This is a genomic window from Brachybacterium sp. UNK5269 (assembly GCF_049266655.1).
Classification (GTDB): domain Bacteria; phylum Actinomycetota; class Actinomycetes; order Actinomycetales; family Dermabacteraceae; genus Brachybacterium.
On record NZ_CP184883.1, the window covers coordinates 905,744 to 932,389 of the forward strand.

Annotated in this window: 25 protein-coding genes; 16 read left to right on the forward strand and 9 right to left on the reverse strand. The window is 72.9% G+C overall.

Annotated elements, in window-relative coordinates; translation table 11 throughout:
• Positions 1 to 173 precede the first annotated feature (173 nt).
• The 5 genes from guaB (at position 174) to ACOJUI_RS04140 (ending at position 5,090) form a co-directional block, all read left to right on the forward strand.
• The gene (guaB, locus tag ACOJUI_RS04120; protein ID WP_422116833.1) at positions 174 to 1,673 is read left to right on the forward strand and encodes an IMP dehydrogenase; all 1,500 of its coding nucleotides are present in this window, start codon (positions 174 to 176) and stop codon (positions 1,671 to 1,673) included.
• An 84-nt stretch (positions 1,674 to 1,757) separates the two neighbouring features.
• The gene (locus tag ACOJUI_RS04125) at positions 1,758 to 2,483 is read left to right on the forward strand and encodes an exonuclease domain-containing protein (protein WP_422116834.1); all 726 of its coding nucleotides are present in this window, start codon (positions 1,758 to 1,760) and stop codon (positions 2,481 to 2,483) included.
• 42 nt (positions 2,484 to 2,525) lie between these two features.
• A complete protein-coding gene (locus ACOJUI_RS04130; protein WP_422116835.1) occupies positions 2,526 to 3,635 on the forward strand; it encodes a GuaB3 family IMP dehydrogenase-related protein in 1,110 nt (369 codons plus the stop codon).
• A 25-nt stretch (positions 3,636 to 3,660) separates the two neighbouring features.
• Positions 3,661 to 4,530, forward strand: coding sequence for a hypothetical protein (locus tag ACOJUI_RS04135; protein WP_422116836.1), 870 nt, complete (start codon positions 3,661 to 3,663; stop codon positions 4,528 to 4,530).
• A complete protein-coding gene (locus ACOJUI_RS04140; protein ID WP_422116837.1) occupies positions 4,527 to 5,090 on the forward strand; it encodes a hypothetical protein in 564 nt (187 codons plus the stop codon). The genes ACOJUI_RS04135 and ACOJUI_RS04140 overlap by 4 nt, the downstream gene beginning before the upstream one ends.
• Here ACOJUI_RS04140 and ACOJUI_RS04145 read toward each other — a convergent pair.
• From ACOJUI_RS04145 to pta, 3 genes are all read right to left on the reverse strand, one after another.
• Positions 5,065 to 5,616 (reverse strand): hypothetical protein, encoded by a 552-nt coding sequence (locus ACOJUI_RS04145; RefSeq protein ID WP_422116838.1) that lies wholly within the window; start codon positions 5,614 to 5,616, stop codon positions 5,065 to 5,067. The genes ACOJUI_RS04140 and ACOJUI_RS04145 overlap by 26 nt on opposite strands.
• A 145-nt stretch (positions 5,617 to 5,761) precedes the next feature.
• Entirely contained in the window at positions 5,762 to 6,985 is a 1,224-nt protein-coding gene (locus ACOJUI_RS04150; protein ID WP_422116839.1) for an acetate kinase, read from the reverse strand.
• Between the two features lie 45 nt (positions 6,986 to 7,030).
• Positions 7,031 to 9,085, reverse strand: a complete 2,055-nt coding sequence (pta, locus tag ACOJUI_RS04155; protein WP_422117611.1) for a phosphate acetyltransferase — start codon at positions 9,083 to 9,085, stop codon at positions 7,031 to 7,033.
• 162 nt (positions 9,086 to 9,247) lie between these two features.
• On the opposite strand from pta, the gene ACOJUI_RS04160 reads away from it, so the two are divergent.
• From ACOJUI_RS04160 to guaA, 3 genes are all read left to right on the forward strand, one after another.
• Positions 9,248 to 10,210, forward strand: coding sequence for an SURF1 family protein (locus tag ACOJUI_RS04160; RefSeq protein WP_422116840.1), 963 nt, complete (start codon positions 9,248 to 9,250; stop codon positions 10,208 to 10,210).
• A gap of 2 nt (positions 10,211 to 10,212) precedes the next feature.
• Positions 10,213 to 10,623, forward strand: a complete 411-nt coding sequence (locus ACOJUI_RS04165) for a DUF3817 domain-containing protein (protein WP_422116841.1) — start codon at positions 10,213 to 10,215, stop codon at positions 10,621 to 10,623.
• 147 nt (positions 10,624 to 10,770) lie between these two features.
• Positions 10,771 to 12,381, forward strand: a complete 1,611-nt coding sequence (guaA, locus tag ACOJUI_RS04170; RefSeq protein ID WP_422116842.1) for a glutamine-hydrolyzing GMP synthase — start codon at positions 10,771 to 10,773, stop codon at positions 12,379 to 12,381.
• 149 nt (positions 12,382 to 12,530) lie between these two features.
• Here guaA and ACOJUI_RS04175 read toward each other — a convergent pair whose 3' ends face one another.
• Together ACOJUI_RS04175 and ACOJUI_RS04180 are read right to left on the reverse strand one after the other, a co-directional pair.
• On the reverse strand, positions 12,531 to 13,538 hold the full coding sequence (locus tag ACOJUI_RS04175; protein WP_422116843.1) for a GNAT family N-acetyltransferase: 1,008 nt from the start codon (positions 13,536 to 13,538) through the stop codon (positions 12,531 to 12,533).
• A gap of 196 nt (positions 13,539 to 13,734) precedes the next feature.
• Positions 13,735 to 15,393 carry an MDR family MFS transporter gene (locus ACOJUI_RS04180; protein ID WP_422117612.1) on the reverse strand — a complete coding sequence of 553 codons (1,659 nt, stop codon included), beginning with the start codon at positions 15,391 to 15,393 and terminating at the stop codon, positions 13,735 to 13,737.
• A gap of 281 nt (positions 15,394 to 15,674) precedes the next feature.
• On the opposite strand from ACOJUI_RS04180, the gene ACOJUI_RS04185 reads away from it, so the two are divergent.
• Entirely contained in the window at positions 15,675 to 16,286 is a 612-nt protein-coding gene (locus tag ACOJUI_RS04185; protein WP_422116844.1) for a TetR/AcrR family transcriptional regulator, read from the forward strand.
• Positions 16,287 to 16,293: 7 nt separating this feature from the next.
• Here the strand turns inward: ACOJUI_RS04185 and ACOJUI_RS04190 are convergent, their stop codons facing one another.
• The 4 genes from ACOJUI_RS04190 to ACOJUI_RS04205 all read right to left on the reverse strand — a co-directional run bounded on the left by ACOJUI_RS04190 (position 16,294) and on the right by ACOJUI_RS04205 (position 20,408).
• On the reverse strand, positions 16,294 to 17,334 hold the full coding sequence (locus ACOJUI_RS04190; RefSeq protein WP_422116845.1) for an acyltransferase domain-containing protein: 1,041 nt from the start codon (positions 17,332 to 17,334) through the stop codon (positions 16,294 to 16,296).
• Between the two features lie 134 nt (positions 17,335 to 17,468).
• On the reverse strand, positions 17,469 to 18,215 hold the full coding sequence (locus tag ACOJUI_RS04195; RefSeq protein WP_422116846.1) for a phosphoglyceromutase: 747 nt from the start codon (positions 18,213 to 18,215) through the stop codon (positions 17,469 to 17,471).
• Positions 18,216 to 18,304: 89 nt separating this feature from the next.
• Complete coding sequence (gene dtd / locus ACOJUI_RS04200) at positions 18,305 to 18,730, reverse strand: D-aminoacyl-tRNA deacylase (RefSeq protein ID WP_422116847.1); 426 nt, start codon at positions 18,728 to 18,730, stop codon at positions 18,305 to 18,307.
• 28 nt (positions 18,731 to 18,758) lie between these two features.
• Positions 18,759 to 20,408, reverse strand: a complete 1,650-nt coding sequence (locus ACOJUI_RS04205; RefSeq protein WP_422116848.1) for a phosphotransferase — start codon at positions 20,406 to 20,408, stop codon at positions 18,759 to 18,761.
• A gap of 55 nt (positions 20,409 to 20,463) precedes the next feature.
• Here ACOJUI_RS04205 and ACOJUI_RS04210 point away from each other — a divergent pair, with 55 nt between their 5' ends.
• The 7 genes from ACOJUI_RS04210 (at position 20,464) to purM (ending at position 26,573) form a co-directional block, all read left to right on the forward strand.
• Entirely contained in the window at positions 20,464 to 20,889 is a 426-nt protein-coding gene (locus ACOJUI_RS04210) for a DUF3151 domain-containing protein (RefSeq protein ID WP_422116849.1), read from the forward strand.
• 139 nt (positions 20,890 to 21,028) lie between these two features.
• A complete protein-coding gene (locus tag ACOJUI_RS04215) occupies positions 21,029 to 22,327 on the forward strand; it encodes an adenylosuccinate synthase (RefSeq protein ID WP_422116850.1) in 1,299 nt (432 codons plus the stop codon).
• Position 22,328: 1 nt separating this feature from the next.
• A complete protein-coding gene (locus tag ACOJUI_RS04220) occupies positions 22,329 to 22,739 on the forward strand; it encodes a sterol carrier family protein (protein ID WP_422116851.1) in 411 nt (136 codons plus the stop codon).
• Entirely contained in the window at positions 22,739 to 23,536 is a 798-nt protein-coding gene (locus tag ACOJUI_RS04225; RefSeq protein ID WP_422116852.1) for a copper homeostasis protein CutC, read from the forward strand. Before ACOJUI_RS04220 ends, ACOJUI_RS04225 begins: the two co-directional genes overlap by 1 nt.
• A complete protein-coding gene (locus ACOJUI_RS04230; protein ID WP_422116853.1) occupies positions 23,533 to 23,868 on the forward strand; it encodes a hypothetical protein in 336 nt (111 codons plus the stop codon). Before ACOJUI_RS04225 ends, ACOJUI_RS04230 begins: the two co-directional genes overlap by 4 nt.
• Positions 23,869 to 23,922: 54 nt before the next feature.
• The gene (purF, locus tag ACOJUI_RS04235; protein ID WP_422116854.1) at positions 23,923 to 25,413 is read left to right on the forward strand and encodes an amidophosphoribosyltransferase; all 1,491 of its coding nucleotides are present in this window, start codon (positions 23,923 to 23,925) and stop codon (positions 25,411 to 25,413) included.
• Entirely contained in the window at positions 25,410 to 26,573 is a 1,164-nt protein-coding gene (gene purM / locus ACOJUI_RS04240; protein WP_422116855.1) for a phosphoribosylformylglycinamidine cyclo-ligase, read from the forward strand. Before purF ends, purM begins: the two co-directional genes overlap by 4 nt.
• Positions 26,574 to 26,646 lie beyond the last annotated feature (73 nt).

Consider the following 26,646-nt stretch of genomic DNA (forward strand, 5'->3'; position numbering starts at 1 on the left):
GGCCGGTGTGAGGCAGATCAGCCGTCGGCGCCGGCTCCGGCGTGATCCCGCGCTCACCGCCCGCGAGGGACGCCGCGGCCGGCGCCATCCTCCCAGTTCAGCCGTCCGCAGCATGACCCATCACGCACCGGATCGCCCTCCACCGGCCCACCGTCGGCCGCTACCATCGGTCCATGACGAGCGCGGATCCCTTCGGTTTCATCGGCCTGACCTACGACGACGTCCTGCTGCTGCCCGGCGAGACGGACGTGATCCCCTCCGAGGCGGACACCTCCAGCCGCCTGACCAAGGAGATCACCCTGCGGATCCCGCTGGCCAGCGCCGCCATGGACACCGTCACCGAGTCCCGGATGGCGATCGCGATGGCCCGCCACGGCGGCATCGGCATCCTCCACCGCAACCTCTCCATCGAGGACCAGGCCCACCAGGTCGACCTCGTCAAGCGCACCCAGACCGGTCGCATCACCAACCCGGTCACCATCGGCCCCGACGCCACCCTCGAGGACTTCGACGCCGTCTGCGGCCAGTTCCGCGTCTCCGGGCTGCCGGTGGTGGACCAGGGCGACCGGCTGCTGGGTGTGTGCACCAACCGGGACCTGCGCTTCATCCCGGTGGCCGATTGGGCCACCACCAAGGTCTCCGACGTGATGACCACCGAGCTGTTCACCGCCCCCGACGACGTCACCCCCGAGCAGGCCACCGCGCTGCTGCGCCGCAACAAGCGCGAGCGGCTCCCGCTGGTCGACGCCGACGGACGCCTGACCGGTCTGATCACCGTGAAGGACTTCGTGAAGTCCGAGCAGTTCCCCGACGCCTCCAAGGACGGTCAGGGTCGGCTGCTGGTCGGAGCCGGCGTGGGCTTCTTCGGCGACTCCCTCGAGCGGGCCGGCGCCCTGCGCGACGCCGGGGTGGACGTGCTGGTGGTGGACACCGCCAACGGGCACGCCCGGCTGGCGCTGGACATGATCCGCACCATCAAGGGCGACCCGGCCTTCGCGGGCGTCCAGGTGATCGGCGGCAACGTCGCCACCCGGGCCGGTGCCCAGGCGCTGGTCGACGCCGGCGCCGACGCCGTGAAGGTCGGCGTGGGACCGGGCTCGATCTGCACCACCCGCGTGGTCGCCGGCGTCGGCGTCCCCCAGATCACCGCGATCCACGAGGCCTCCAAGGCCTGCGGCCCCGCCGGCGTCCCGCTGATCGGCGACGGCGGCCTGCAGTACTCCGGCGACATCGCCAAGGCCCTGGTCGCGGGCGCCGACACCGTGATGATCGGCTCCCTGCTGGCCGGCACCGAGGAGTCCCCGGGCGAGGTGGTGCTGGTGGGCGGCAAGCAGTACAAGGCCTACCGCGGGATGGGCTCGCTGGGCGCGATGGCCTCGCGCGGCAAGAAGTCCTTCTCCAAGGACCGCTACTTCCAGGCCGACGTCTCCAGCGACGACAAGATCGTGCCCGAGGGCATCGAGGGCCGGGTCTCCTACAAGGGGCAGCTGGCCTCGGTCGTGCACCAGCTGGTGGGCGGTCTGCACCAGTCGATGTTCTACGTCGGGGCGAACACCGTGCCCGAGCTCAAGGAGAAGGGCCAGTTCGTGCGCATCACGGCGGCCGGCCTCAAGGAGTCCCACCCCCACGACATGGCCGCGATCATGGAGGCCCCGAACTACTCCTCCCATTGAGTCCGACGCCGGGCAGCGGGGCGCTCCTCCACCGCCGCGCGGTGGGGAGGGACGATCGTCAGCCGGCGCCGATACGCTGAGGCGATGACCAGCACCTGGATCGACGGACCCCTGCTCGGCTTCGACACCGAGACCACCGGCACGAACGTGGCGAGCGACCGGATCGTCACCGTCGCCCTGGTGCACTCGGTCGGGCCCGGCCGCGAGCACGAGACGGTCGCGACCTGGCTGATCGACCCCGAGATGGACATCCCCGAGGCGGCCCAGCGGGTCCACGGGATCAGCACGGAGCACGCCCGGGCGCACGGCATGGCGGCCGCGGAGGCCCTCGACGAGGTCGCCGCGATGATCGCCGACGCGCTCGAGCGGGACATCCCGCTGGTGGCCTTCAACATCAGCTTCGACCTGGCGATCCTCGAGAACGAGCTGACCCGGCTGGGGCTGCCCACCCTCACCGAGCGCCTGGGGCACGACATCGCGCCCGTCATCGACGCCCTGGTGGTCGACCGCGGCGTGGACCGCTACCGCAAGGGCAAGCGCACCCTGACCGACCTGCTCGCCCTGTTCGGTCTGGAGCAGGACGGACAGCTGCACACCGCCGACGTCGACGTCTCCGCCACCCTGGACGTGCTGCGCGCCCTGGCGGCGAAGCATCCGCAGGTGGCGGCCTCCTCGCTCGAGGACCTGCATCGCCAGCAGGTGGGCTGGCACCGCCGCTGGGCGGAGGGCATGAACGAGTGGCTGGAGAAGAAGGGGAAGACCCCCGACGTGGCCACCGCCTGGCCGCTCGGACAGCCCGCGGTGCGCTGAGACCGGCGCAGGTCCAGCGGGGGCCGACGGTAGACTCCCGGTGTGAACCAGATCGAGATCGGCCGGAACAAGCGGGGACGCCGCAGCTACAGCTTCGACGACGTGGCGGTGGTCCCGTCCCGTCGCACCCGGGACCCGGAGGACGTCTCCACCGCCTGGCAGGTCGACGCCTACCACTTCGACATCCCGATCTTCGCCGCCCCGATGGACTCCCTGATGTCCCCGGAGACCGCCATCGAGCTCGGCCGGCTGGGCGGGCTGGGCGTGCTGGACCTCGAGGGGCTGTGGACCCGCTACGAGGACCCCACCGCCCAGTTCGACCGCATCGCCACCGCCTCCGACGACGAGGTCGTCGCCGTGATGCGCCAGGCGTACTCCGAGTCCATCAAGCCCGAGCTGATCCGCGACCGGATCCAGCAGCTGCGCGACGCCGGGGTGACCGCCGCCGGCTCCCTGTCCCCGCAGCGCACCCAGGAGCACTGGAAGACGGTGGTCGACGCGGGCGTGGACCTGTTCTTCATCCGCGGCACCACCGTCTCGGCCGAGCACGTCTCCACCGACCGCGAACCGCTGAACCTCAAGCGCTTCATCTACGAGCTCGACGTCCCGGTCATCGTCGGCGGCTGCGCGACCTACACCGCCGCCCTGCACCTGATGCGCACCGGTGCGGCCGGCGTGCTGGTCGGCTTCGGCGGCGGCGCCTCCCAGACCACCCGGGAGACGCTGGGGATCACGGTGCCGCTGGCCAGCGCGGTGGCCGACGTGGCCGCGGCCCGTCGCGACTACATGGACGAGTCCGGTGGCCGCTACGTGCACGTCATCGCCGACGGCGGCCTGGGCCGCTCCGGCGATCTGGTCAAGGCGATCGCCTGCGGCGCCGACGGCCTCATGGTCGGGGCCGCGCTGGCCCGCGCCGAGGAGGCACCGGGCCGCGGCCATCACTGGGGCAGCGAGGCGCACCACCCCACCCTCACCCGCGGCCACCGCATGCAGGTCGGCACCGTGGCACCGCTCGAGCAGATCCTCTTCGGCCCCTCGATCGTCGCCGACGGCACCACCAACCTGGTCGGGGCGCTGCGCCACGCGATGGCCACCACCGGCTACCTCGAGCTCAAGGAGTTCCAGCGGGTCGAGGTCGTGACCACCGCATGAGCGCGCAGTCTCGACGCTCCCCGCGATGACGTCGGCGGAGCAGCCCCCCGGCTCGGGGTCGCCCTCCCGGGTGCTCGCCCCGGGGGTCATCCTGCTGCTGGGTTCGGCGACCATGGCGGCGTGCCTGCTGCTGCTGTTCGGGCCGTTCTACCCGGAGTACCGCAGCCCGGGCCAGCTGCTGCGGTCACGACTGCTGCTCCTGCTCGGGCCCGACGGCCCCCGGGCGCTGTGGCAGCTCCTCGAGAACCTGTTCGTGCCGCTGGTGGTCGTGGTGCTCGCGGTGCTCCTGGTGCTCGTGCCACTCGGGATCGCATCCGAGCGACAGCGACGTCCCCGCGGTCCGGCCGACGACCCCCGCCTGGCGCGGGGCATCCTCGCGGGACCGGCGGGGACCCCCCTGCCCACCGCCCGCGTCCACCGCAGCCAGCGCAGCACAGCGGTGACGTTCCTCGATGACGGCGGCATCGCGGGCGGCGGCGACGCCGGGGAACTGCGGCGCGGCATCGCCGAGCTGCGCCTGATGGCCCGCGCCGACGGGATCCCCTGGCACACCGACTACGAGACCGAGGGCGGTGCCCGCGCCTTCCTCGAGATCCTCCGCGCCCTGCACGCCGGGCCTGTCGAGGCGCGCCGCGGCGATGAGCCCGACGCCGCGGCCCGGCCGAGTCACGCCGCCACCCTGATGTCCGCAGCGACCGCCGAGGTGGCGGACGCAGAGGCTGCGCCCGTCTCCCATCCGCGCGAGCACCCCGGTGACGAGGCCCGGCAGGGACGGCCCAGCGCCGACCCCTCCTGGTCGCCGAGCTCCTCGGAACCCGTCTACACCCCGACCACCCTGTACCGCCCCACCTCCTTCGGTGCTCAGGACGAGCCCGGCGACGAGGAGGAGCGATGAGCCCCGAGACAGCGGGCGCGGAGCTCCGGCGCGGGAGGCGGTTCCCGGGCCGCAGCCGGCGCGGCGTCCTGGTGCGCGCGGTGGTCGCCGCGGTGGTGGCCGCCGTGGTCGCGCTGTGGGCGGTGCTGCCGTTCGCGCACTGGACCACGACCCTGGGCCAGCTCCGATTCCTCATCCCGTGGCTGCTCGATCCGCGGACGGGCTTCCTTCCGCTCGCGCTGGCGCTGTTCCTGCTGCTGACGGTGCCCGGACTCCTGCGGCGGTTCAGCGGGGAGCCGGTGGCCCCGCACATGGTGTCCGCGCCCCACCCGGTCCACGGGGTCCTCCCGGCCGGCGCGGAGGGATGGGACGACGGGGACACCGTGTACATCCCGACCGCCCCGCTGGCCGAGCTCGAGGCCGAGGACCGGTGGGAGATGGCGCAGGCACTGGGCATCCCCTGGCGGGACGAGCTGATCCACGATGACCGGTCCTGGACCTCGGAGTGCCGCGAGGCCGCCCGGGCCCGCGCCGCGGCCGCCGGGGGAGGGGACCTCAGCGCGAGCGGACCAGGGCGATGATCCCCCAGATGGTCAGGACGAGCGAGGCCAGGCCGAGGAGCACGGGCAGCAGGATCCCGAGACCGAGGCTGACGAGGGTGCCGACCATGCCCATCTCCCACAGCGCGACCGCGCTCCCGCCCTCGCAGCGCACGCTGACCTCCTGGTCGCTGTGCACCGTGACGTCGTAGAGGTCGAAGTAGTCGACCCCGTCGACCTGCCCGCTCGAGATCTCCGGGTCCCCGAGCGCGACGGTGATGTTCTCGCCCTCGATCTCGCAGGTCGTCGACTCGAGGTCCGCCTGCGGCACGGCGACCGTGTAGAGCTTCGCGCTCGAGGCCTGGAACGTCGCCTCCCGGGCGTCGAGCGGGGTCAGCTCCATCGATCCCACCCCGGCGATCATCAGGGCGATGAAGGCGGCGACGAACGGCATGACGACCAGTCCGACGGCGTTGGCGATGAGGCCGAGGCCGCCGAAGATGGTGCGCTTGAGACCGCGGCGCTTGCGCGGGGGCGGGACGTAGGCGTAGGGCGCAGGGTAGTGCATCGGGTCTCCTGGAGCGTGGCGGTGTCGTGCCTGCTCAGGGTACGTCGGCGCCGCCCATGGCGGGAGACCGCGCACCTCGCTGTGGATGGCGCCGATCCCTGCCGCCGGCGGGCGGGCGGGGGCCCGACGGGGTGTCGGCGCGCGGTCAGGCGGCGAGCTCGCGGGCGACCACCGCGGCCTGCTGGGCGATCGAGAGCTCCTCGTCGGTGGGGACGATCATGACGGCGACCTTCGAGGCGGGGCTCGAGATCACGCGCAGACCCGGGCCGCGGGCGGCGTTCGCGTCGAGGTCCAGCTCGATGCCGAACTCCTCGAGCCCGGTCAGCAGGCGCTCGCGGACCATCGGGACGTTCTCGCCGATGCCCGCGGTGAAGGCGATGACGTCCAGCCCGCCCAGGACGAAGGTGTAGGACCCCAGGTACTTGCGCAGCCGGTGGACGTACACGTCCATCGCCAGGGTCGCGGCCTCCTCGCCCGCCTCGACCGCGGCGGTGATGTCGCGGAAGTCGCTCATCCCGCACATCCCCATCATCCCGGAGCGCTTGTTCAGGACGGTGTCGATCTCGTCGGCCGACAGCCCCGCCTGGCGGTGGAGGTGGAGGTAGATGGTGGGGTCGATGTCCCCGGTGCGGGTGCCCATGACCAGGCCCTCCAGCGGCGTCAGGCCCATCGACGTCTCCAGCGGCTGTTCACCGCGCACGGCGGAGGCGGAGGCGCCGTTGCCCAGGTGCAGGACGATCTGGCGCAGCGCGGACACGTCGCGGCCCTGCGCGGCGAGATGATCCGCGACCGCCCGCGCGACGAAGTGGTGGCTGGTGCCGTGCGCGCCGTAGCGGCGCACCCGGTAGCGCTGGGCGAGCTCCCGGTTCAGCGCGTAGTTCGCGGCCGCCTCGGGCAGGGCGGTGAAGAACGCGGTGTCGAACACGGCCACGTGCGGGACGTCCGGCAGCAGCGCCTGTGCGCCGTCGATCCCGTCGACCGCGGCGTAGTTGTGCAGCGGGGCGAGCTTGCCCAGGTCGTGGATGTCCCACCGCACCTGCTTGTCGATGAGCACCGGCGCGGAGTAGCGCGCCCCGCCCTGGACGACGCGATGCCCGACGGCCCGGATCCGGTCGTCGCTCAGCGAGAGCCCGACGTCCCCGAACAGACCTTCGACGATCCGCATCGCCGCCTTGTGGTCCGGCACCGGGCCGCTGAAGGCCGACTCCGCGTCCCCGGCGGTGATCCTCGCGGTGCCCTGCTCCTGGCCCACCCGCTCGACGATGCCGGTCGCATCGACGGCGCCGTCCGCGGGGGACAGCAGCTGGAACTTCAGGGACGAGGAGCCCGAGTTGATGACGAGGACGCGGGGGTCCGTGGGATCTGCCATGGGATCGAGCTCCTGGTGGGTGCGGAAGGGGTGGGGGGCGCCGGGTCAGGACGCGGCGTCGAGCCGGTCCGACTCCGCCTGCGCCTGGATCGCGGTGATGACGACGGTGTTGATGATGTCGTCCACCAGCGCGCCCCGGGAGAGGTCGTTGACGGGCTTGTTCAGGCCCTGCAGGACGGGGCCGATGGCCACCGCCCCGGCCGAGCGCTGGACCGCCTTGTAGGTGTTGTTGCCGGTGTTGAGGTCCGGGAAGACGAACACGGTCGCGCGGCCCGCCACCGAGGAGTCGGGCAGCTTGGTCTTCGCCACCGAGGCGTCCACCGCCGCGTCGTACTGGATCGGGCCCTCGACGTCGAGGTGCGGGTGGTTCCTGCGCACCAGCGCGGTCGCCTCGCGCACCTTGTCGACGTCGGCTCCGGTGCCGGAGGTGCCGGTGGAGTAGGACAGCATCGCCACCCGCGGCTGGACGCCGAACTGCGCGGCGGTCGCGGCGGACTGCGCGGCGATGTCCGCCAGCTGCTCGGCCGTGGGATCGGGGTTCACGGCGCAGTCGCCGTAGACCAGCACCCGGTCCTCGAGGGCCATCAGGAACACCGAGGAGACGATCTGCGCGCCGGGCTTGGTCTTGATGATCTCGAAGGAGGGCCGGATGGTGTGGGCCGTCGAATGGGCCGCCCCGGAGACCATCCCGTCGGCCTCGCCCATCTGCACCATCATGGTGCCGAAGTAGGAGACGTCCTGGACCTTCTCGCGGGCCTGCTCGAGGGTGACGCCCTTCTTCGCGCGCAGCCGGGCGTACTCCTGCGCGAACCGCTCGACATGCTCCTCGTCGTGCGGGGAGATCACCCGCGCCTCGGAGATGTCGTGACCGAGCTGGGAGGCCTTGGCGCGGATCGTGTTCTCCTCGCCCAGCAGGATCAGCTCCGCGACGCCGCGGGCCAGCAGCGACTCGGCGGCCTCGATGATGCGGGGATCGTCGCCCTCGGGCAGCACGATCGTCTTCTTCTCCCCGCGGGCCCGGGCGATCAGCTCGAACTCGAACATCATCGGGGTGACGACCTCGCTGCGGCTCACCTCGAGGGCGCTCAGCAGGTCCGGGATCGGCAGGTGCTCGGCGACCGCGCGGCGGGCCGCATCCAGCTTCTGCGGGCTGCTGGCCGTGAGCCGCCCGCGGGACTTCGCGATGCTCACCGCGGTGTCGAAGGTGGACAGGGTGGAGGTGATGATCGGGAGGTCCTGCTGGACGCCCGAGATCAGCCGGCCCACCTCCTCGGGCACGTCGTAGCCGCCGGTCAGGACGATCGAGGACAGCGAGGGGAAGGTGCCGGACTGCTGGGCCATGACCAGGCCGGGCAGCAGGTCGTAGCGGTCGCCGGGAGCGATCACCGTGCAGTTCTCGGTGAGCCGGCTGAGCACGTTGGGCAGGCTCATCGCCGCGATCACCGTGCCGATGGCGACCCGCTCCAGCCACTCCGGGTTGCCCTGCAGGAGGGTGCCGCCGACGGCGTCCTTGAGCTCCTGCACGGTGGGGGCCAGGATCACCGGGTTCTCGGGGATCGCCGAGACCAGGGTGTCGGGCAGCTTCGCGGAGACGGCCTCGCGCACCGCGTCCAGCGATCCCGGATCGGCGCGGTTGACGACCACCGCGAGGGAGGTGGAGTGGTGGCCGGAGAACTCGCTGACGCTCACCGCGGCGAGCGCCGCGAGCTGGTCGGGACTGCGGTCCAGGCCCGAGAGCACGACGATGACGGGGGCGCCCATGTTGGCGGCCACCTCGGCGTTGAAGGCGAGCTCGGTGGGATTGGCGAGGTCGTCGTAGTCGGAGCCGAGCACCACCAGCACCGAGTACCGGGCGGCGAGCTCGCGGTGCTTGGCGAGGATCCGCTCATGGGCGGTCTCGGGGTCCGAGAGCATCAGCTGGTAGTCGACCCCGATGGCGTCGTCGTAGGTCTGGTCGACGGCGGGGTGGCTGATCAGGAGGTCGACGGCGTAGTCCCTCGCGCGGTCGGCCTTGACGACGGGGCGGTAGACCCCGACGCGGTCGGAACGGGAGGCGAGGGCTTCGAGCAGACCGAAAGCCACCATCGACTTGCCGGTCATCCCCTCCGGGCTGGCGATATAGACACTCTGCGACACGCCCCCAGCATAGGCGCGGTGCCCCGACAGCGGTCGGGACCATCGGCGCCGGTTCCGAGCGGCCGCCTGTGTGAGAGGCGTCGCGGCCCCGGACCGGTCCCAGCAGCGGCTCGTACCATGGTGCGCATGCTCCGCGTCGCCCTCCGCCCACAGTTCCTGGGCCTGCTCGCCCTGATGGTGGCGGCCACGCTGGTGTGCGGGCTGCTGGCGGGATGGCAGTGGGACCGTGCCCATCGGGCCCTGTCCGACAAGGCCGCCGGCTCCCAGCTGCTCGGCGACATCCGCGACGTGGTCGAGGTGGGCGGGGCCGTGACCAATGCGATCGCGGGCGACACGGTCACCGCCTCCGGGCGGTACCTGCCGGGCGAGCAGGTCCTCGTCCCGGGCCGCCACATCGACGGCACCGATGCGGTGGTCGTCGTCTCCGCCCTCGAGATCGCGCTCGAGGACGGCACCCGGGCCCGCCTGCCGGTGGCCCGCGGCTGGCTGCCGGCCGCCGACGTGCTCGGCGCCGACGGCGAGATCGACGCCGCCCTCGCCCCGACGCCCCCTGCGGGCGAGGTCGAGATCTCCGGCCGGCTCGAGGCCAGCGAGGCCGCCTCAGGCGGGGTGAGCGACGGCGTCGCCAGCGAGATCGCCACGCCGCTGCTGGTCAACGAATGGGGTTCCCCGATGTACGCGGGGTTCGTCGCCGTCGACCAGCCCACCGCGCCGCTGCGACCCCTGCCGCCGGCGGAGTCGCGCTTCTCCCAGGGACTGGACTGGCAGAACATCGGCTACTCCTTCCAATGGGTGCTGTTCGCCGTCTTCTTCCTCTACCTGTGGTGGCGCTCGGTGCGCACCACCCACCTCGACGAGGTCGCCGATCGCCGTGAGGCGATGCAGCGGGCGCTCGGCGGCGCCGAGGACGGGGCCGCTCCCGGTCCCGCCGCCGCTCCCGCCACCCCTGCGGCCGCCGTCGGCGCCGCCCCCGCCACCCCTGCGGCCGCCGTCGGCGCCGCTCCCGCCACCCCTGCGGCCGCCGTCGGCGCCGCTCCCTCCTCGGCCGCTCCCCGGACGACCGCCCCGACCCCTGACAAGGACGTGTGACCGTGCCCGCTCCCCGCCCCCTCGACGAAGTCGCCTGCACGACGGCGTTCGCCCGCTTCCGCGTGGCCTCCATCGTGGAGGGCATCGCCCTGCTGGTGCTGGTGACCATCATGGTGATGCGCTACGTCGTCTACGGCGGCGACACCTGGTTCTCCTCGACCTCCCCGTTCTGGGACCAGGTCTCCTCGGTGTGGTCCCCGATCCACGGCCTGATCTACATGATCTACGTGGTGCTGGCCTTCGACCTCTGGATGAAGATGCGCTGGGCGCTGCCCCGGATGCTGCTGCTGATGTTCTTCGGCGTGGTCCCGGTGCTGTCCTTCTTCGGCGAGCGCTGGACCCACCAGGCCGTCGAGGACGACCTCGCCCGTCGGCCCACCATCCAGGACGCCGAGCGGGCAGGCGGCGCCTGAGCCGAGCCCGGTACGCCCGCCGGGCCGGGCGGGGAGGCCCCCGAGCCGGGCGGGCGCCGGGCGGGCCGCTCCCGAGTGACGAGGATTGCGCCGCCCGGCCGCGGACCGCGGGCACCGCGGGGCGGGGCCCGACGTAGACTCGATCGGGTGAACGACATCGACCAGCGCCCCGTCCTCGTCGTCGACTTCGGCGCCCAGTACGCCCAGCTCATCGCCCGCCGCGTGCGCGAGGCCCGGGTCTACTCCGAGATCGTCCCGCACACGGTGCCCACCGAGCAGATCCTCGCCAAGCAGCCGCGCGCGATCATCCTCTCGGGCGGCCCCAGCTCCGTCTACGCCGAGGGCGCCCCGCGCCTGGACCCCGCTCTGCTGGAGGCCGGCGTGCCCGTGCTCGGGCTCTGCTACGGCTTCCAGTCGATGGCGGCCGCGCTGGACGGGACCGTGGCTCCCACCGGAGTGCGCGAGTACGGGGCGACCCGCCTCGAGAGCGTCGACGGCGACTCCCAACTCCTCCACCAGCAGGACCTCGAGCAGCAGGTGTGGATGAGCCACGGTGACTCCGTGACCGCCGCGCCGAGCGGCTTCGAGGTGGTCGCGACCTCGTCGGCCAGCCCCGTCGCCGCCTTCGAGAACCCCGAGAAGCGGCTCTACGGCGTGCAGTGGCACCCGGAGGTCGGCCACTCCGACCGCGGCCAGGAGGTGCTGGAGAACTTCCTGCACCGCGGCGCGGGGATCGAGCCGACCTGGACCACCGGCAACGTCATCGAGGAGCAGGTCGAGAGGATCCGCGCCCAGGTGGGCGAGGGCACCGCGATCTGCGGGCTCTCCGGCGGCGTCGACTCCGCGGTGGCCGCCGCCCTCGTGCAGCGCGCCATCGGGGACCGCCTCACCTGCGTGTACGTCGACCACGGGCTCATGCGCCAGGACGAGTCCGCACAGATCCAGAAGGCCTTCGGGGAGTCCACCGGCGGCGCGAAGCTGGTGATGATCGACGCCGAGGAGCAGTTCCTCACCGCACTGGCGGGCGTCACCGATCCCGAGACCAAGCGCAAGATCATCGGCCGCGAGTTCATCCGCACCTTCGAGCGGGCCCAGGCCGACATCCTGCGGGAGCAGGGCGTCGTCGAGGGGGCCGGTGAGGAGGCCCACACGGCATCGTCCGGGCAGAAGGCCTTCCTGGTCCAGGGCACCCTGTACCCGGACGTCGTGGAGTCCGGCGGCGGCGAGGGCGCGGCCAACATCAAGAGCCACCACAACGTCGGCGGCCTGCCCGAGGACCTCTCCTTCGAGCTGGTCGAGCCGCTGCGGGCGCTGTTCAAGGACGAGGTGCGCGCGGTCGGTTCCGAGCTGGGGCTGCCGGACGAGATCGTCTGGCGCCAGCCCTTCCCGGGACCGGGCCTCGGCATCCGCATCATCGGCGAGGTCACCAAGGAACGGCTGGACACCCTGCGCAAGGCCGACGCGATCGCCCGCGCCGAGCTGACCGCCGCCGGGCTGGACCGTCACATCTGGCAGTGCCCGGTGGTGCTGCTGGGCGACGTGCGCTCCGTGGGCGTGCAGGGCGACGGCCGCACCTACGGCCACCCCGTCGTGCTGCGCCCCGTCACCAGCGACGACGCGATGACCGCGGACTGGGCGAAGGTGCCCTACGAGGTGCTCTCGCGCATCTCCACCCGCATCACCAACGAGGTCGCCGAGATCAACCGCGTCACCCTCGACATCACCAGCAAGCCCCCGGGGACCATCGAGTGGGAGTGACCCCCGCGGCCTGAGCGCCGCTGCGCTGCGCGAATCGGGTCAGGTTCTGTTCCATATCCTGCGGGATCTGGAACAGAACCTGACCCGATTCGCTATGCGGGCGGGGCACGTGCAGGCGGCGCCCGTCCGGCCCGGTCCCGGCCGCAGGCTCAGGCCGGCGGCTCGAGCAGCCGCGAGGGGTGGGCGGGCGCCGAGGAGTGCCAGGAGTGGGTGCGCTCGAAGGTCTCCCAGCCCATCGCCGCGTAGATGCCGTCGGCGCCGGTGGGGGAGTCCGCATCGACCTCGAGATCGACGTGGCTGCGTCCGCGCTCGGCCGCGTCCTGGACGGCGGCGCGCAGCAGGGACTTCGCGATGCCGTGGCCCCGGGCGCTGCGGTGCACGCCGAGGTACTCGAGGTAGGTGCCCTCGCCGCGGGCCGCGGTGGCGGGCGTCCTCGCGGCGACCAGCCCGCCCGCCGGAAGCCACCGGCCGTCGCGGCGGATCTCGGCGAGCCACCAGTGGTCCCAGTCCGCCTCGCGCGGGGTCTCGATGAGGCGCTGCACGAACTCGGCGAAGGACTCGCGATAGGAGTTGAAGTGGTCGGCGAAGGACTCCTCGAGCATGGTGTGGACGCTGCGGACGTCCTGCGCGACCGGCAGCCCGGACTCGTGGCGGTGCACCCGGCGCACCCGGGTGCCCTCCCGCGGCGCCGGCAGGCTGGTGGCCTCCTCGGCGCTGACGGGGCGGCGCATGTGCAGCCAGGTGCGCACCATCTCGTAGCCCGCCGCGGCCAGCAGGTGCTCGCGGTCGCCGTCCAGCTCGTGGGCGTCGGTGGTGAGCTTGGTGCGCTCGACCCCGCGCTGGCGGGCGAAGGAGCCGGCCACCTCGACCGCCCAGTCCAGCAGCGCGGCCGCGAGGGCGCTGCGCTCGGGCACCTCGGCGGCGAGCACGAACTGCACGTTCACGCGGCCCGCGGCCCGGTCCTCGAGCGCGATCCAGCCCAGCGGCGCCCGCTCGAGCGAGGGGGTGCCGTCGGCCGCGACCGGCACCACGACCACCTGCCGGCGGGACCAGGACTTCAGCCCCACCAGGCGCGAGCGCAGCCCCGCCGGATCGGCCACGGCGTCCGGGGTGTGCGCTCGCAGGTCCGCGGTGACCAGCGCGGTCACTGCTGACACGTCCGACTCGATCGGGACCCGGGTGGTCAGTCGGCCCCGGAGTGAGGCGGGCATCGTGGGTGGGACATGATCGGTCAGCAGCATCCGCCCATCTTTTCACGGGCCGGCGGGCCAGCCCGGTCGGCGCGCGCCGGGGCCGACGCGGCGAGGCCCGCCCCGGATGATCGGGACGGGCCTCGGGCAGGGGCGGGGCGGCTCAGCGCTCGCCGGCCCGGACGTTCTCGCGGTCCTCGGCGCGCTCCTCGGCCTCCGCCGGCGCGACCACCGGGATCGGGCCGGTGCGCGGGTGCACGCCCTGCGGCTCGCTGCCGGTGCCGCCGAGCGCGGCGGCCGCATCGGAGCCGGGCGTGGCCGCCAGCTCCTCGGCGCTCTCGACCGTCTCCCGCAGCGGCACCTGCTTGACGAACAGCGACAGCGCCAGCGCGACGACCACGAACGGCAGTGCGACCAGGAACACCGCCTGCATGGCGTCGTCCAGGCCCCGGCGGACGGCCTCGACCAGGAAGTCGGGCAGCACGGCGAGGGCGCCGGGATCGAGCACGGCGTTCTCGAGGGCGGCGGGATCGGCGGCCGCACCGGACTCCTGGAGCGCGGCGAGCTCCTCCTCGGACAGCTCCGCGATCCGGGAGGGGATCGAGGTCGCCATGGTCGAGGCCATCACGGTGCCCAGCAGGGCGGTGCCGACCGTCGAGCCGATGTTGCGGAAGAACTGGATCGCGGCGGTGGCGATGCCCAGCTCCCGGCGGGAGACGACGTTCTGCACGACCAGCGTGTACACCTGCATGGACAGGCCCAATCCGAGCCCGATCACGATCATCACCAGGGTCAGGTGCGTCTGCGAGGTGCCGTACTCGAGGGAGGCCAGCAGCCAGTACCCGATCACCAGGACGATCCCGCCGAGCACCAGGAAGGGCTTGTAGCGACCGGTGCGGGTGATCAGCAGCCCCACGATGATCGAGGTGAGGATCATCGCCACGGACTGCGGGATGAGGATCGCGCCGGACTCGGTGGCGGAGACGCCCATGACGCCCTGCGCGTACACCGGGATGTAGATGATCGCGCCGAACATCGCGACCGCGATCGCGAAGGAGGCGCCGACCGACAGCGCCACGATGGGCTTCATCAGCAGGCCCAGCGGCAGCAGCGGCTCCTCGACCTTCGTCTCGATGATCACGAAGGCGACCAGGAAGACCGCGGCGACCGCGTACATGCCGAGGATCAGCGGGGAGCCCCAGGCGTAGGTGCCGCCGCCCCAGGTGGTGGCCAGCAGGGCGATCACCAGCCCGGGGGTCAGGGTGAGGATGCCGGCGATGTCGACCCGGCCGTGCTGGTCGATCTTCTCCAGGTGGAGGAACTTCAGGATGAACACGAAGGCGACCACGCCGAGGGGCAGGGTGAGGTAGAACAGCCAGCGCCAGCCCAGGTGATCGGTCACCACTCCGCCCAGGAGCGGTCCGGCGATCGAGGTCACGCCGAAGACGGCCCCCATGATGCCCTGGTACTTCCCGCGCTGACGGGGCGGGATGATGTCGCCGATGATGGTCTGGCTCAGCGGCATCAGCGTGCCCATGCCCAGGCCCTGCACGGCGCGGGCGAAGACGAGGAACCAGAAGCCCTGGGCCATGCCGGCCAGCACTGCGCCGATCATGAAGACGGCGAGGCCGCCGAGATAGAACCAGCGGCGACCGTAGAGGTCGGACAGCTTGCCGACGATCGGGACGGCGACGGCGGAGACCAGCATCGCGGCGGTCGCGATCCAGCTGTAGTGCTCGACACCGCCCAGCTCGGCGACGATGCGCGGCATCGCGGGTCCGACGATCGTCTGCGAGAGGGACGCCACGAACATGCCGAGCATGAGGCCGACGAAGACGAGCCGGCCCTGTCGGTCCAGGCCGGTGAAGGCGGCAGGGGTGGTCGCGGCGCCGGACGGCGTCGCGGAGGGTGATGCAGTGCTCACTGGGCTCCTCGGGAGGACAGAGGTGATGGTCGGCTGAAGGGGGGCGGGCACCGGGGAGGGCGTCCGCTGGCCGCAGCACACCAGCGGGCTTCGACCGCACCAGCCTAACGGGTCCTTGCACTGAATGCACTATTTCACCCGGTGCAGGTTCTGTGAGGTGGCGGACCTACGATGGCCTCGTGACCGACGAGATGTCCTCCCCTGAACCCGCCCTCGGGCTGCGCGAGCTGAAGAAGCGCCAGACTCGGATCGCGATGCACCGCGCCGCCCTCGAGCTCGTCCTCGAGCACGGACTGGCCGGCGTCACGGTCGAGGCGATCGCCCAGCGCGCCGGGGTCTCCACCCGCACCTTCTTCAACCATTGGCGCACCAAGGAGTCCGCGATCATCGGGGTGCTCGCCGAGGAGGGCGACGGCGTCGCCGAGTCCCTGCGCCGGCGGCTCGAGCACGACTGCCCGCGGGAGGCCCTGCGGGCGGTGCTGCGCGAAGTCGTCACCTCCACCCCCGCCGACCTCGGCGTGCGCGAGCTCAAGCAGCAGGTGATGGCCAAGGAGCCGAGGCTGCACTCGATCTCCTCCGGGAACATGCTGACCATCCAGACCGCACTGGTGGAGGTGCTCGCCGACGTGCTCGAGGGGGATGACGCCCGCGAGCGCGCGACGCTGTCGGTCCAGATCGGCTTCGCCGTCACCCGCAGCGCCTTCGCGACCTCGATGATGCGCGGGATCGACCTGACCACCGCCTTCGACGAGGTCCTCGCCCGCTACGACGCGGGCGACGCGGTGTTCTGAGCCCGGCTCAGCGCAGCAGGCGGCCGGTGACGCTCACCCAGCCGCGCCCGTCGGCCAGCCGTTCGGCGACGGCCTGCTCCAGCCGAGTGCGGCGCGGCAGCGCGGAGGGGTCCACGGGCGGCCGCAGCCCGAAGACGAAGAACAGCGCCGAGTCCGCGCCCTGCGGATCGGCGTCGATCCGCTCCCAGCGGGCCGCGAAGCGGGCGAGGTTGGACTGCTCACCGGTGATCTCCGCGAGGGCGTCGCTGAGCAGCCACGAGTCGCACAGGAACTCGTGCCCGAAGGCGGGCTCGTCGGTGCTGCGGCCGGCGCCGAGATCGGCGTAGTGGGTGGTGAAGTAGGCCGTCGCCGCCGCGAAGGACGCCTCGACCGTCTCGGGGTCCAGCGGTCCGGTGGCCGGGATGTGGGTGCCGATCACCCAGCGTCGCGGCTCGTCGGCGGCGGCCGGGTCGGCGCCGTGCTCGAGGAGCGCGATGGGGCGCAGGCTGAGGTCGAACTGCAGGCGGCCCAGGTGCACCAGGCGGCCGGCCCAGTTCAGGGCCACCCAGTTCAGCTGGTGCAGCCCCAGTCGGCCGGTGCCGGCCCGGTGGACCCGCATCTGCTGGCCGAGGTCGGCGAGCACGTGCCAGGAGTCCTCCTCCTCGAGTCCCCGCAGCTCGTGCCAGGTCCGCACGGTGGCGGTGGAGACCAGGAAGGCGAGGATGGGGATCAGGCCCTCGCCGGGGAGCAGACGCTGCTGGAGGGCGTCGTGCGTCACCTTGCGCGCCTCGAGGTCGACCGGCTCCGTGTCGAGGCCGGCGCTCGCGCGCAGCCGGTTCGCGGCGTCCGTGACCGCGGCGAGGAGCTCCGGATCGGCGGCCGCGCGCGGCAGCAGCGCCAGCAGCTGCTCCTGGTCCTCGCCGGTGATGCCGAGCCGCTCAAGCAGCGCGGGGACCGACGGGGCGGTCAGCATCACCGCCACCGCCTCGGTGCCGAGCTCGTCCGCGGCGCGGACGACGCGCGGCGGATCGGCGAGGAGCTCGGGGCGGGCATCGAGGGTTCGACTCATGCGCACACGGTAACGCGGGCCGGACCGGTGCCGACGGCAGCGCTCATCGGCGTCGTGGGGGTGGTGCGCGGACGGGCCCGCGATCTCGAGGATCACGGGCCCGTCGGGCAAGCGGTGCACAGTGGCGGGTGGGGCTACTTCTTGCCCTGGTTCGCGACCGCCTCGGCGGCGGCCTTCGCGGCGACCGGGTCGAGGTAGCGGCCGCCCTTCTGGACGGGGGCGAAGTTCTCGTCGAGCTCGTAGACCAGCGGCTGGCCGGTGGGGATGTTCAGCGCCGAGATCTCCTCGTCGGAGATGCTGTCGAGGTACTTCACCAGCGCGCGCAGGGAGTTGCCGTGCGCGGCAATCAGCACCACCTTGCCCTCGACCAGGTCGGGCTTGATGCCCTCCTCCCAGTACGGCAGGAAGCGCTCGACGACGTCCTTGAGGCATTCGGACTTCGGCAGCTGGTCGCCGAGGTCCGCGTACTGCGGGTCCTGGTCCTGGGAGAACTCGCTGCCGAACTCGATCTCCGGCGGCGGGGTGTCGTAGGAGCGGCGCCAAGCCATGAACTGGTCCTCGCCGTACTTCTCGCGGATCTCGGCCTTGTTCATGCCCTGCAGCGCGCCGTAGTGGCGCTCGTTCAGGCGCCAGTCGCGCTTGACGGGGATCCAGTGGCGATCCGCGGCGTCCAGGGCCAGGTTCGCGGTCATGATGGCGCGGCGCTGGAGGGAGGTGTGGACCACATCGGGCAGGATGCCGGCCTCCTGCAGCAGCACGCCGCCGTTGACGGCCTCCTCGCGGCCCTTCTCGGTCAGGGCCACATCGACCCAGCCGGTGAACAGGTTCTTCGCGTTCCAGTCGCTCTCGCCGTGGCGGAGCAGCACAAGTGTGTAGGTCATGGGGCCAGCCTACGCGGGGGAGGTCCGCAGGCCGAGTCGTGACCATCGGTCGTCCGTGCCCTGCGGGCCCGCAGCCTCGTACTGGCGGGTCAGGCCTCGAGGAGGAGGGTGAACGGCCCGTCGCCGGTCAGGCCCACCCGCATGCGGGCTCCGAAGCGACCGGTCGCCACCGTGACGCCGCGCTCCCGGATCGCGTCGACCAGCGCCTCCACGAGGGGTTCGGCGACGGGGCCGGAGGCCGCGGCGCTCCAGGACGGCCGCCGCCCCTTGCGCGCATCGCCGTAGAGGGTGAACTGGGAGACCACCAGGACCTGGGCGCCCGCATCGAGCACGGAGCGCTCGCCCTCGAGGATCCGCAGCTCGCAGATCTTGCGGGCCAGGGTGGCGACCTGCGCGGGTCCGTCCTCGTGGGTGACGCCGATCAGCGCCAGCAGGCCCTCGCCCTCGACGGCGCCGACCACCTCGCCCTCGACCTCGACCCGGGCACCGTCGACTCTCTGGAGCACTGCGCGCATGCCCCGATGGTGGCACAGGTGCCGGAGGTCAGCCGGGCAGGATCGAGTCGATGCGGCGCTCCTGGGTGGGGGAGTCGTCGCCCTCGTAGGGCAGGTCCCGGCGCGGCGGGGCGGCGGGCGGGCCCGCCGGCGCGGCCGTGGCGCGCGGCTCCGGACCGGCCTGCTGCGGCGCGGAGGGCTGCGCCGCTGCCGAGCGGGGGAACGCCGGCGGCTGCTGCCACGGGGACGGCTGGCCGAACGGGGCGGGGCCGCCGGCTGGTGGGTGCTGACCGGTCGGGCCGGGCGGCGTCGGGCGCACCCCTGTGGATCCCGGCGGCGGGGGGATCGGCGCGGCCGGCGCGGGGGCCGCGGGAGCCGGCGGGAGGGGCGCGGACTGCGCCACGGCCTGGAGGCGGCGGCTCTCGGCGCTGCGGGCCGCGGCGACCCACTCCTCGGCGACCCGCACGATCGCCTCGGTGGCCGCCTCCCAGGCGGCCTCCTGCTGGCGGTGCGGGCCGGTGGCGAGGGACAGCACCACGCCCGCCGAGCGCAGGGCGAGCTCGGTGGGGTCGACCCGCTCGGCGAAGGTCTCGTGCCAGGTGCTGATGGCCTGCTCGACGCGCTCCTGCATGGCGCGGTCGATGCGACCGGCGTTGCCGTAGTCGGCGAGCACGCTGAGGTGGGCGAGCAGGCAGGCGAGGTCGTCGGCCCGTCGGCCCGGTCCCACCGTGTCGATGTCGAGCAGGCCCACCACCTTGCCGTTCTCGACGAACACCTGCGCCTCGTAGAAGTCCCCGTGCACCACGTCGTGGGGGCGCATGTCCAGCCGCCGCTCGACGTCGGCGAGGCCGTCGCGGATCGAGCGCACCAGGGCATCCAGCCGCGAGCCGAGCGCCGGCACCGAGGAGGCCACGATCCCGGCGTAGAACTCCACCGAATCGGTCCAGGGCGGCCGCAGCGGCAGCGAGTACATCGAGGCGGGCAGCCGGTCCAGCAGGGCCACCAGGTCCTCCGCCCGGCAGGCGGCGACGCCCTCGTCGATCACGGCGCGGGCCAGCGGGCGGCCCGGCAGCTCGGCGAGCACCACCAGTCCCTCGTGATGGGCGATCACCTCGGGTACGGGCACCCCGGCGGCCAGCAGCAGGTGATGCCGATCGACGATCTCCCCGCTGCGGTGCGGCTGCATGACCTTGAGGAACACGGCCCGGTCACCCTGGGAGGCGCGCAGCACGGCCCGCCGGCCGGGCCGGTAGGAGACCACGTCGATCGCGATCGGCACGCTCGGGTCGGCGCCGATGTGCACGCCCAGGTCGTGCAGGGTGCGGCCGACGATGTCCGGATAGCAGACCCGCGGGAGCATCGGCAGCCACGGATCGTGGGGGTAGCGCCACACCCGCACGTTGATGTCCCCGTCGGTCATCACCAGGGTCTGCTCGGCGACATAGAGGTGCTTCTCGCGCTCGCCGATGTGGGCGCTGGCGCCGAACAGCTCCTCCCGCGCCGGGGCCTGCGGACCGTCGAGCTCGGGCCAGGAGACCATCGTCCGGTAGAGCGCCTTGGTGCTGCGGCCGGGTCGATGGTCGACGTGGTCGAGCTGCCAGCTGTGCAGCACGCCGCCGGAGTTGCCGACGGCCGAGCGGAGCAGGCCTCCTGCGTCGGGCCCGGTGAGGAGCTCCGAGCCGTCCTGCGTTCGTGACATGGATGATTCATTCTGGTCCGTGAGGTCATCGCCGGTCAGCGCCTACGATGCTGTCATGGCTGATCGTACCGATAACCTCACCAGCGGGAACCTCCTGGGCATCCCGGAGACCCGACTGCCCGACGACTTCGTCGACGTCCAGGTGGCGCAGGAGCTGGTCGACGGCGAGCCCCGCGACGTCGCCACCCGTCATCTCGACTCCCCGCTGGTCTGGGCCACCCTCGCCCAGGACGCGCTGACCGACGGCGACGAGGTCGCCGCCTACGCCTACGCCCGCACCGGGTACCACCGCGGCCTGGACTCCCTGCGCAAGGCCGGCTGGCGGGGTCAGGGACCGATCCCGGCCTCCCACGCCCCGAACCGCGGCTTCCTGCGGGCGCTCGCCCTGCTGGGGGAGACCTCCCGGCGACTCGGCGACCAGGCCGAGGCCGATCGGGTGACCGCCTTCCTCCGCGAGGCCGATCCCAGCCTGCTGGACTGAGGGCGCCCGGCGGGGCGGCGCCGCTGCCGTCCCGGCCGGGTGCGCCGCACCTCCGCCGCCGCCCAGGGGCCGCCCGGCGCGCCCTTGGTAGGATCCTCGAGGTCCACCTCCCCCTGTCGTCCAGTCCCCAGGAGTCGCCATGCCGGCCGTCGTGATCGTCGGAGCCCAGTGGGGTGACGAGGGGAAGGGCAAGGCCACCGATCTCCTCGGCGACCGGGTGGAGTACGTCGTCAAGCCCAACGGCGGCAACAACGCCGGCCACACCGTGGTCGTGGGCGGCGAGAAGTTCGAGCTCAAGCTCCTTCCCGCCGGCATCCTCTCCCCGCAGGTGGTCCCCGTAATCGGCAACGGGGTGGTGATCAGCCTCGAGGCGCTGTTCGAGGAGATCGGCATGCTCGAGTCCCGCGGGGTGGACACCTCCCGCCTGCGCATCAGCGCCAATGCGCACCTGGTCGCCCCGTACCACCAGACCCTCGACAAGGTCACCGAGCGCTTCCTCGGCAAGCGCGCGATCGGCACCACCGGACGCGGCATCGGCCCCGCCTACATGGACAAGATCGGCCGCCTCGGGATCCGCGTCCAGGATCTCTACGACGAGTCGATCCTGCGCCAGAAGGTCGAGGGCGCGCTGCGCCAGAAGAACGAGCTGCTGGTCAAGCTCTACAACCGGCGGGCGGTCGAGGTCGACGAGATCGTCGAGAACCTGCTGTCCTACGCGGTGCGGCTGCGGCCGATGGTGGTCGACACCACCGTGCTGCTCAACGACGCCCTGGATCGCGGCGAGGTGGTGCTGATGGAGGGCGGTCAGGCCACCTTCCTCGACGTCGACCACGGCACTTACCCGTTCGTCACCAGCTCCAACCCCACCGCGGGCGGCGCCTGCACCGGCACCGGCATCGGCCCCACCCGCATCGACCGGGTGATCGGGATCGTCAAGGCGTACACCACGCGGGTGGGCGCCGGACCCTTCCCCACCGAGCTCGAGGACAAGTGGGGCGAGTACCTGCAGCGGGTGGGCGGCGAGGTCGGCGTGAACACCGGGCGCCCGCGTCGCTGCGGCTGGTACGACGCGGTGATGATCCGCCATGCCGCGCGCGTCAACGGCTTCACCGACCTGGTGCTGACCAAGCTCGACGTGCTCACCGGCATCGACGAGGTCCCGATCTGCACCGGCTACGACGTGGACGGCGTGATCCACCGCGAGATGCCGATGACCCAGACCGAGTTCCACCATGCGGTGCCGGTCTACGAGACCCTGCCCGGCTGGACCGAGGACCTCTCCGCGGCGCGGACCTTCGAGGAGCTGCCCGAGAACGCCCGCCGCTACGTGCTGCGCCTCGAGGAGCTCGCCGGCTGCCGGATCAGCGCGATCGGCGTGGGACCCGACCGGGCCGCCACCATCGCCGTCCACGACCTGCTGCCGACCGCGGCCGCCTGACATGGCGACCCGCCGCACCGATCCCGAGGCGGGGCGCAGCGCCCTGGCCGCGTGGGCCACCGCCCCCGGCGGCGTCGGCCGCTCCGTGCTGGCGCCCGCCGTCCGGCACACCCTGGAGACCTTCGCCGAGGAGTACCCGGGCGGTGCCGTCGAGCTGCGGGTGCCCCCGTACGCCGCGGTCCAGGCGATCTCCGGCACCCGCCACACCCGCGGCACCCCGCCCGCCGTCGTCGAGACCGATGCGGCCACCTGGCTCGCCCTGGTCACCGGCGACCTCGCCTGGGCGCAGGCGAGGGCCGAGGGGCGCGTCCGCGCCAGCGGGGAGCGCAGCGACCTCGGTGAGCTGCTGCCCCTGCCCGGACCGCGCCGCGACGTCCGCACCGCCCGCTCCCACCACGACCAGGAGGCCTGATGAGCATCGCCGTGGAGATCGCCGTCCAGGACCTCGCCGGCCTCGAGGTCGCCGCGCACGCCGGGGCCGACCGCGTGGAGCTGTGCGTGGACCTCGACCGCGGCGGCCTCACCCCGCCGCCCGAGCTGGTCGAGCAGTGTGCCCGCCACGCCGGCGCGCTGGTGGCCGCCCGCGACGCCAAGCCCCACTTCGACGTGCACGTGCTGATCCGCTGCCGAGCGGGGGAGGAGCCGTTCCTGGGCCGCCCCGAGGAGTTCGTCTACAGCATCGACGAGATCGAGCTGATGGCCCGCCAGGCCCAGCAGACGGTCGCCGCCGGCGCCGCCGGCGTGGTGATCGGCGCCCTCACCCCGGCCGGGGAGCTCGACGTCCCCGCCATCGAGAGCATCCGTGACAGCGCCCTGGGCGCGGCGAGCACCGCCCTGCGCGGAGTGCACCTGACCTTCCACCGCGCGCTGGATGCCCTGGCCGGGCGCGAGCAGCGCGTCGAGGCGATGCGCGCGCTGCTGGGACTGGGCTTCCATCGGGCGCTCAGCTCCGGTGGCGCGGCCCGGGCGGTGGAGGGGGCCGACGACCTCGCCGCCATGGTCGAGGCCGCCGAGGGATTCCTCGACGTCTGCGCAGGCGGCGGGGTGCGCCCCGCCGACCTGCCCGACCTCGTCCGGCGCAGCGGGGTGGCCGATGTGCACCTCTCCGCCCGCCGCCGCCCCGACGCCCCCGTCGAGGCCGACGCCCCCAAGACCCGCACCGACCCGGCGATCGTCTCCGCCGCGGTCGACGCCGCAGGAGAACTGTGAGCACCATGAACCAGCCCGAGAACCTCCACAACCCCACCAGCCCCACGACCCCGGAGCGGGCCGAGCGCCCCGCCCCCGGCGCCGACGACGGCGACACCAGCGTCTACGTGCGGCGCGGACGCACCCCCACCCTGGCCTTCTGGGTGGCGCTCGCCCTGGCCGTGCCGGGCATCGTCGCGCTGTTCAGCGCCCCGTTCCTCGACTTCGCGGACCTCGGCGGGGTGTTCACCTTCGTGCTGCTCGCGGTGCTCTTCGTGGGCCTGCCGCTGGCCGCGATCGCCGCGGTGATCGACTCGATCCGCCACCGCGGGCCGCGCCGCCGCGACCGCTGAGGCCGGGCGCGAACGGGCCGATGGGCGCTGCGGTGCCTGTGGCATCATGGACCGGTGGCACGCGGCGACGGAACCCTTTCCCATGACCTGCTCCCCGGGGAGAAGGGCCCGCAGGACGCCTGCGGGGTCTTCGGCGTCTTCGCCCCCGGCGAGGACGTCTCCAAACTGACCTACTACGGGCTCTACGCGCTGCAGCACCGCGGGCAGGAGTCCGCCGGGATCGCCACCAGCGACGGCTCGCAGATCCTGGTGTACAAGGACATGGGCCTGGTCTCCCAGGTGTTCGACGAGGCCTCGCTCGGCACCCTCCAGGGACACATCGCGATCGGCCACACCCGCTACTCGACCACCGGCGGCTCGGTCTGGTCCAACGCCCAGCCCACCCTCGGCCCCCGGCCCGACGGCACCGTGGCCCTCGCCCACAACGGCAACCTGGTCAACACCCAGGAGCTGCTGGACCTCGTCGAGGAGCGCCAGGGCACCCCTCGCACCGGCGAGCTCGCCCGCGGCAACACCACCGACACCGCCCTGGTCACCGCCCTGCTGAACACCGAGGGCAGCCTCGAGGACGCGCTGCGGGAGCTGATGCCGCGGCTGCGCGGCGCCTACTGCTTCACCCTGATGGACGAGACCACCCTCTACGCCGCGCGGGACCCGCAGGGCATCCGCCCGCTGGTGCTGGGACGCCTCGAGCGGGGCTGGGTGGTGGCCTCCGAGACGGCCGCCCTGGACATCTGCGGCGCGAGCTTCGTGCGCGAGATCGCCCCCGGCGAGATGATCGTCATCGACGATCGCGGCCTGCGCTCCCACCAGGTCCTCGAGCCCCGCCCCAAGGGCTGCGTGTTCGAGTACGTCTACCTCGCCCGCCCGGACACCCGCATCGCCGGGCGCAGCGTGAACGAGGCGCGGGCCGAGATGGGCCGCCAGCTCGCCCGGGAGTTCCCCGTCGAGGCCGATCTGGTCATCCCCACCCCGGAGTCCGGCACCCCCGCCGCGATCGGCTACGCCCAGGAGTCCGGGATCCCCTACGGCCAGGGCATGGTCAAGAACGCCTATGTCGGGCGCACCTTCATCCAGCCCAGCCAGACCATCCGTCAGCTCGGCATCCGGCTCAAGCTCAACCCCCTGCGCGAGGTCATCGCCGGCAAGCGCCTGGTCGTCATCGACGACTCGATCGTGCGCGGCAACACCCAGCGCGCCGTGGTGCGGATGCTGCGCGAGGCCGGCGCCGCCGAGGTGCATGTGCGGATCTCCTCGCCGCCGGTGCGGTGGCCCTGCTTCTACGGCATCGACTTCGCCTCCCGTGCCGAGCTGATCGCCAACGGGCTGGGGATCGAGGAGATCGCCCGCTCGCTGGGCGCGGACTCCCTCGGCTACATCTCCGAGGACGGCATGATCGCCGCCACCGGTCAGAGCGAGGACGCGCTGTGCACCGCCTGCTTCTCCGGGAAGTACCCGGTGGCCCTGCCGGAGCCCGTCGCCCGGGCCCAGGGCATCTCGCCGGCTCGGGAACCCGAGCCCGTCGTCGTCGGGAAGGACGCATGAACCGCACCGAAGCCTCCGCCGGGGCCCCCTCGCTCACCTACGCCGCCGCCGGGGTGGACACCGCCGCCGGCGACCGCGCCGTCGAGCTGATGAAGGAAGCGGTGGCCGCGACCCACGGGCCGCAGGTGCTCGGCGGGATCGGGGCCTTCGCCGGCCTGGTCGACGTCAGCGCGCTCAAGGAGTACCGCCGGCCGCTGCTGGCCTCCTCCACCGACGGCGTCGGCACCAAGATCGCCATCGCCCGGGAGATGGACGTGCACGACACCATCGGCCGCGACCTGGTGGGCATGGTCGTCGACGACATCATCGTGGTCGGCGCCGCGCCGCTGGCCATGACCGACTACATCGCCTGCGGCAAGGTGGTGCCCGAGCGGATCGCCGACATCGTGCGCGGCATCGCCGAGGGCTGCCGGCTCGCGGGCTGCGCGCTGGTAGGCGGCGAGACCGCCGAGCATCCCGGCCTGATGGCCCCCGACGACTACGACGTGGCCGGTGCCGCCGTCGGCGTCGTCGAGGCCGATCAGCTGCTGGGCCCGGACCGGGTGCGCTCCGGCGACGTGGTGATCGGGATGGACGCCTCCGGTCTCCACTCCAACGGCTACTCCCTGGTGCGCGCCGTGATCGCGGCCCAGGGGCTCGCCCTGGATGCGCACATCGAGGACTTCGGCCGCTCCCTCGGCCAGGAGCTCCTCGAGCCCACCCGCATCTACACCGGCGAGCTGCTGGCCGTGCTGGCCGATCCCCGCACCGCCGGCGCCGTCCACGCCCTCAGCCACGTGACCGGCGGCGGGCTCGCGGCCAACCTCGCCCGGGTGATGCCGCGCGGGCTGGCCGCCCGCGTGGACCGCTCGCGGTGGGAGCCCGGCGCGGTGTTCGCCCAGATCGCCCGCTGGGGCTCGGTGCCGCAGCTGGACCTCGAGGGCACCCTGAACATGGGTCTGGGCATGGTCGCGCTGGTCGGCCCCGAGCAGGCCGATGCGGTGCTGGCCGCACTGACCGAGCGCGGCCTCGGCGCCCGGATCATCGGCGAGGTCGTCGGCGAGGCCTCGCTGCCGGAGCCGGGGACCCCGCTCGAGCACGTGGTCGTCGGCGCCAAGGGCGTCGAAGGCGGCGCGGTGATGCTGGCCGGCCAGCACCCGGGCTGGCCGAGCGGGCGATGAGGTCCTGACACCGCAGGAGGGCCGACCCATCGGATCGGCCCTCCTGCGGTGTCACGGTGCCGGTCTGCGCCGG

Bases quoted from the DNA above. Each gene is read 5' to 3' on its own strand.
- guaB (WP_422116833.1), top strand. From the start codon at position 174: ATGACGAGCGCGGATCCCTTCGGTTTCATCGGCCTGACCTACGACGAC.
- ACOJUI_RS04125 (WP_422116834.1), top strand. From the start codon at position 1,758: ATGACCAGCACCTGGATCGACGGACCCCTGCTCGGCTTCGACACCGAG.
- ACOJUI_RS04135 (WP_422116836.1), top strand. From the start codon at position 3,661: ATGACGTCGGCGGAGCAGCCCCCCGGCTCGGGGTCGCCCTCCCGGGTG.
- ACOJUI_RS04140 (WP_422116837.1), top strand. From the start codon at position 4,527: ATGAGCCCCGAGACAGCGGGCGCGGAGCTCCGGCGCGGGAGGCGGTTC.
- ACOJUI_RS04145 (WP_422116838.1), bottom strand. From the start codon at position 5,616: ATGCACTACCCTGCGCCCTACGCCTACGTCCCGCCCCCGCGCAAGCGC.
- ACOJUI_RS04150 (WP_422116839.1), bottom strand. From the start codon at position 6,985: ATGGCAGATCCCACGGACCCCCGCGTCCTCGTCATCAACTCGGGCTCC.
- pta (WP_422117611.1), bottom strand. From the start codon at position 9,085: ATGACCGGCAAGTCGATGGTGGCTTTCGGTCTGCTCGAAGCCCTCGCC.
- ACOJUI_RS04160 (WP_422116840.1), top strand. From the start codon at position 9,248: ATGCTCCGCGTCGCCCTCCGCCCACAGTTCCTGGGCCTGCTCGCCCTG.
- ACOJUI_RS04180 (WP_422117612.1), bottom strand. From the start codon at position 15,393: ATGCTCGGCATGTTCGTGGCGTCCCTCTCGCAGACGATCGTCGGACCC.
- ACOJUI_RS04190 (WP_422116845.1), bottom strand. From the start codon at position 17,334: ATGAGTCGAACCCTCGATGCCCGCCCCGAGCTCCTCGCCGATCCGCCG.
- ACOJUI_RS04195 (WP_422116846.1), bottom strand. From the start codon at position 18,215: ATGACCTACACACTTGTGCTGCTCCGCCACGGCGAGAGCGACTGGAAC.
- dtd (WP_422116847.1), bottom strand. From the start codon at position 18,730: ATGCGCGCAGTGCTCCAGAGAGTCGACGGTGCCCGGGTCGAGGTCGAG.
- ACOJUI_RS04205 (WP_422116848.1), bottom strand. From the start codon at position 20,408: ATGTCACGAACGCAGGACGGCTCGGAGCTCCTCACCGGGCCCGACGCA.
- ACOJUI_RS04210 (WP_422116849.1), top strand. From the start codon at position 20,464: ATGGCTGATCGTACCGATAACCTCACCAGCGGGAACCTCCTGGGCATC.
- ACOJUI_RS04215 (WP_422116850.1), top strand. From the start codon at position 21,029: ATGCCGGCCGTCGTGATCGTCGGAGCCCAGTGGGGTGACGAGGGGAAG.
- ACOJUI_RS04220 (WP_422116851.1), top strand. From the start codon at position 22,329: ATGGCGACCCGCCGCACCGATCCCGAGGCGGGGCGCAGCGCCCTGGCC.
- ACOJUI_RS04225 (WP_422116852.1), top strand. From the start codon at position 22,739: ATGAGCATCGCCGTGGAGATCGCCGTCCAGGACCTCGCCGGCCTCGAG.
- purM (WP_422116855.1), top strand. From the start codon at position 25,410: ATGAACCGCACCGAAGCCTCCGCCGGGGCCCCCTCGCTCACCTACGCC.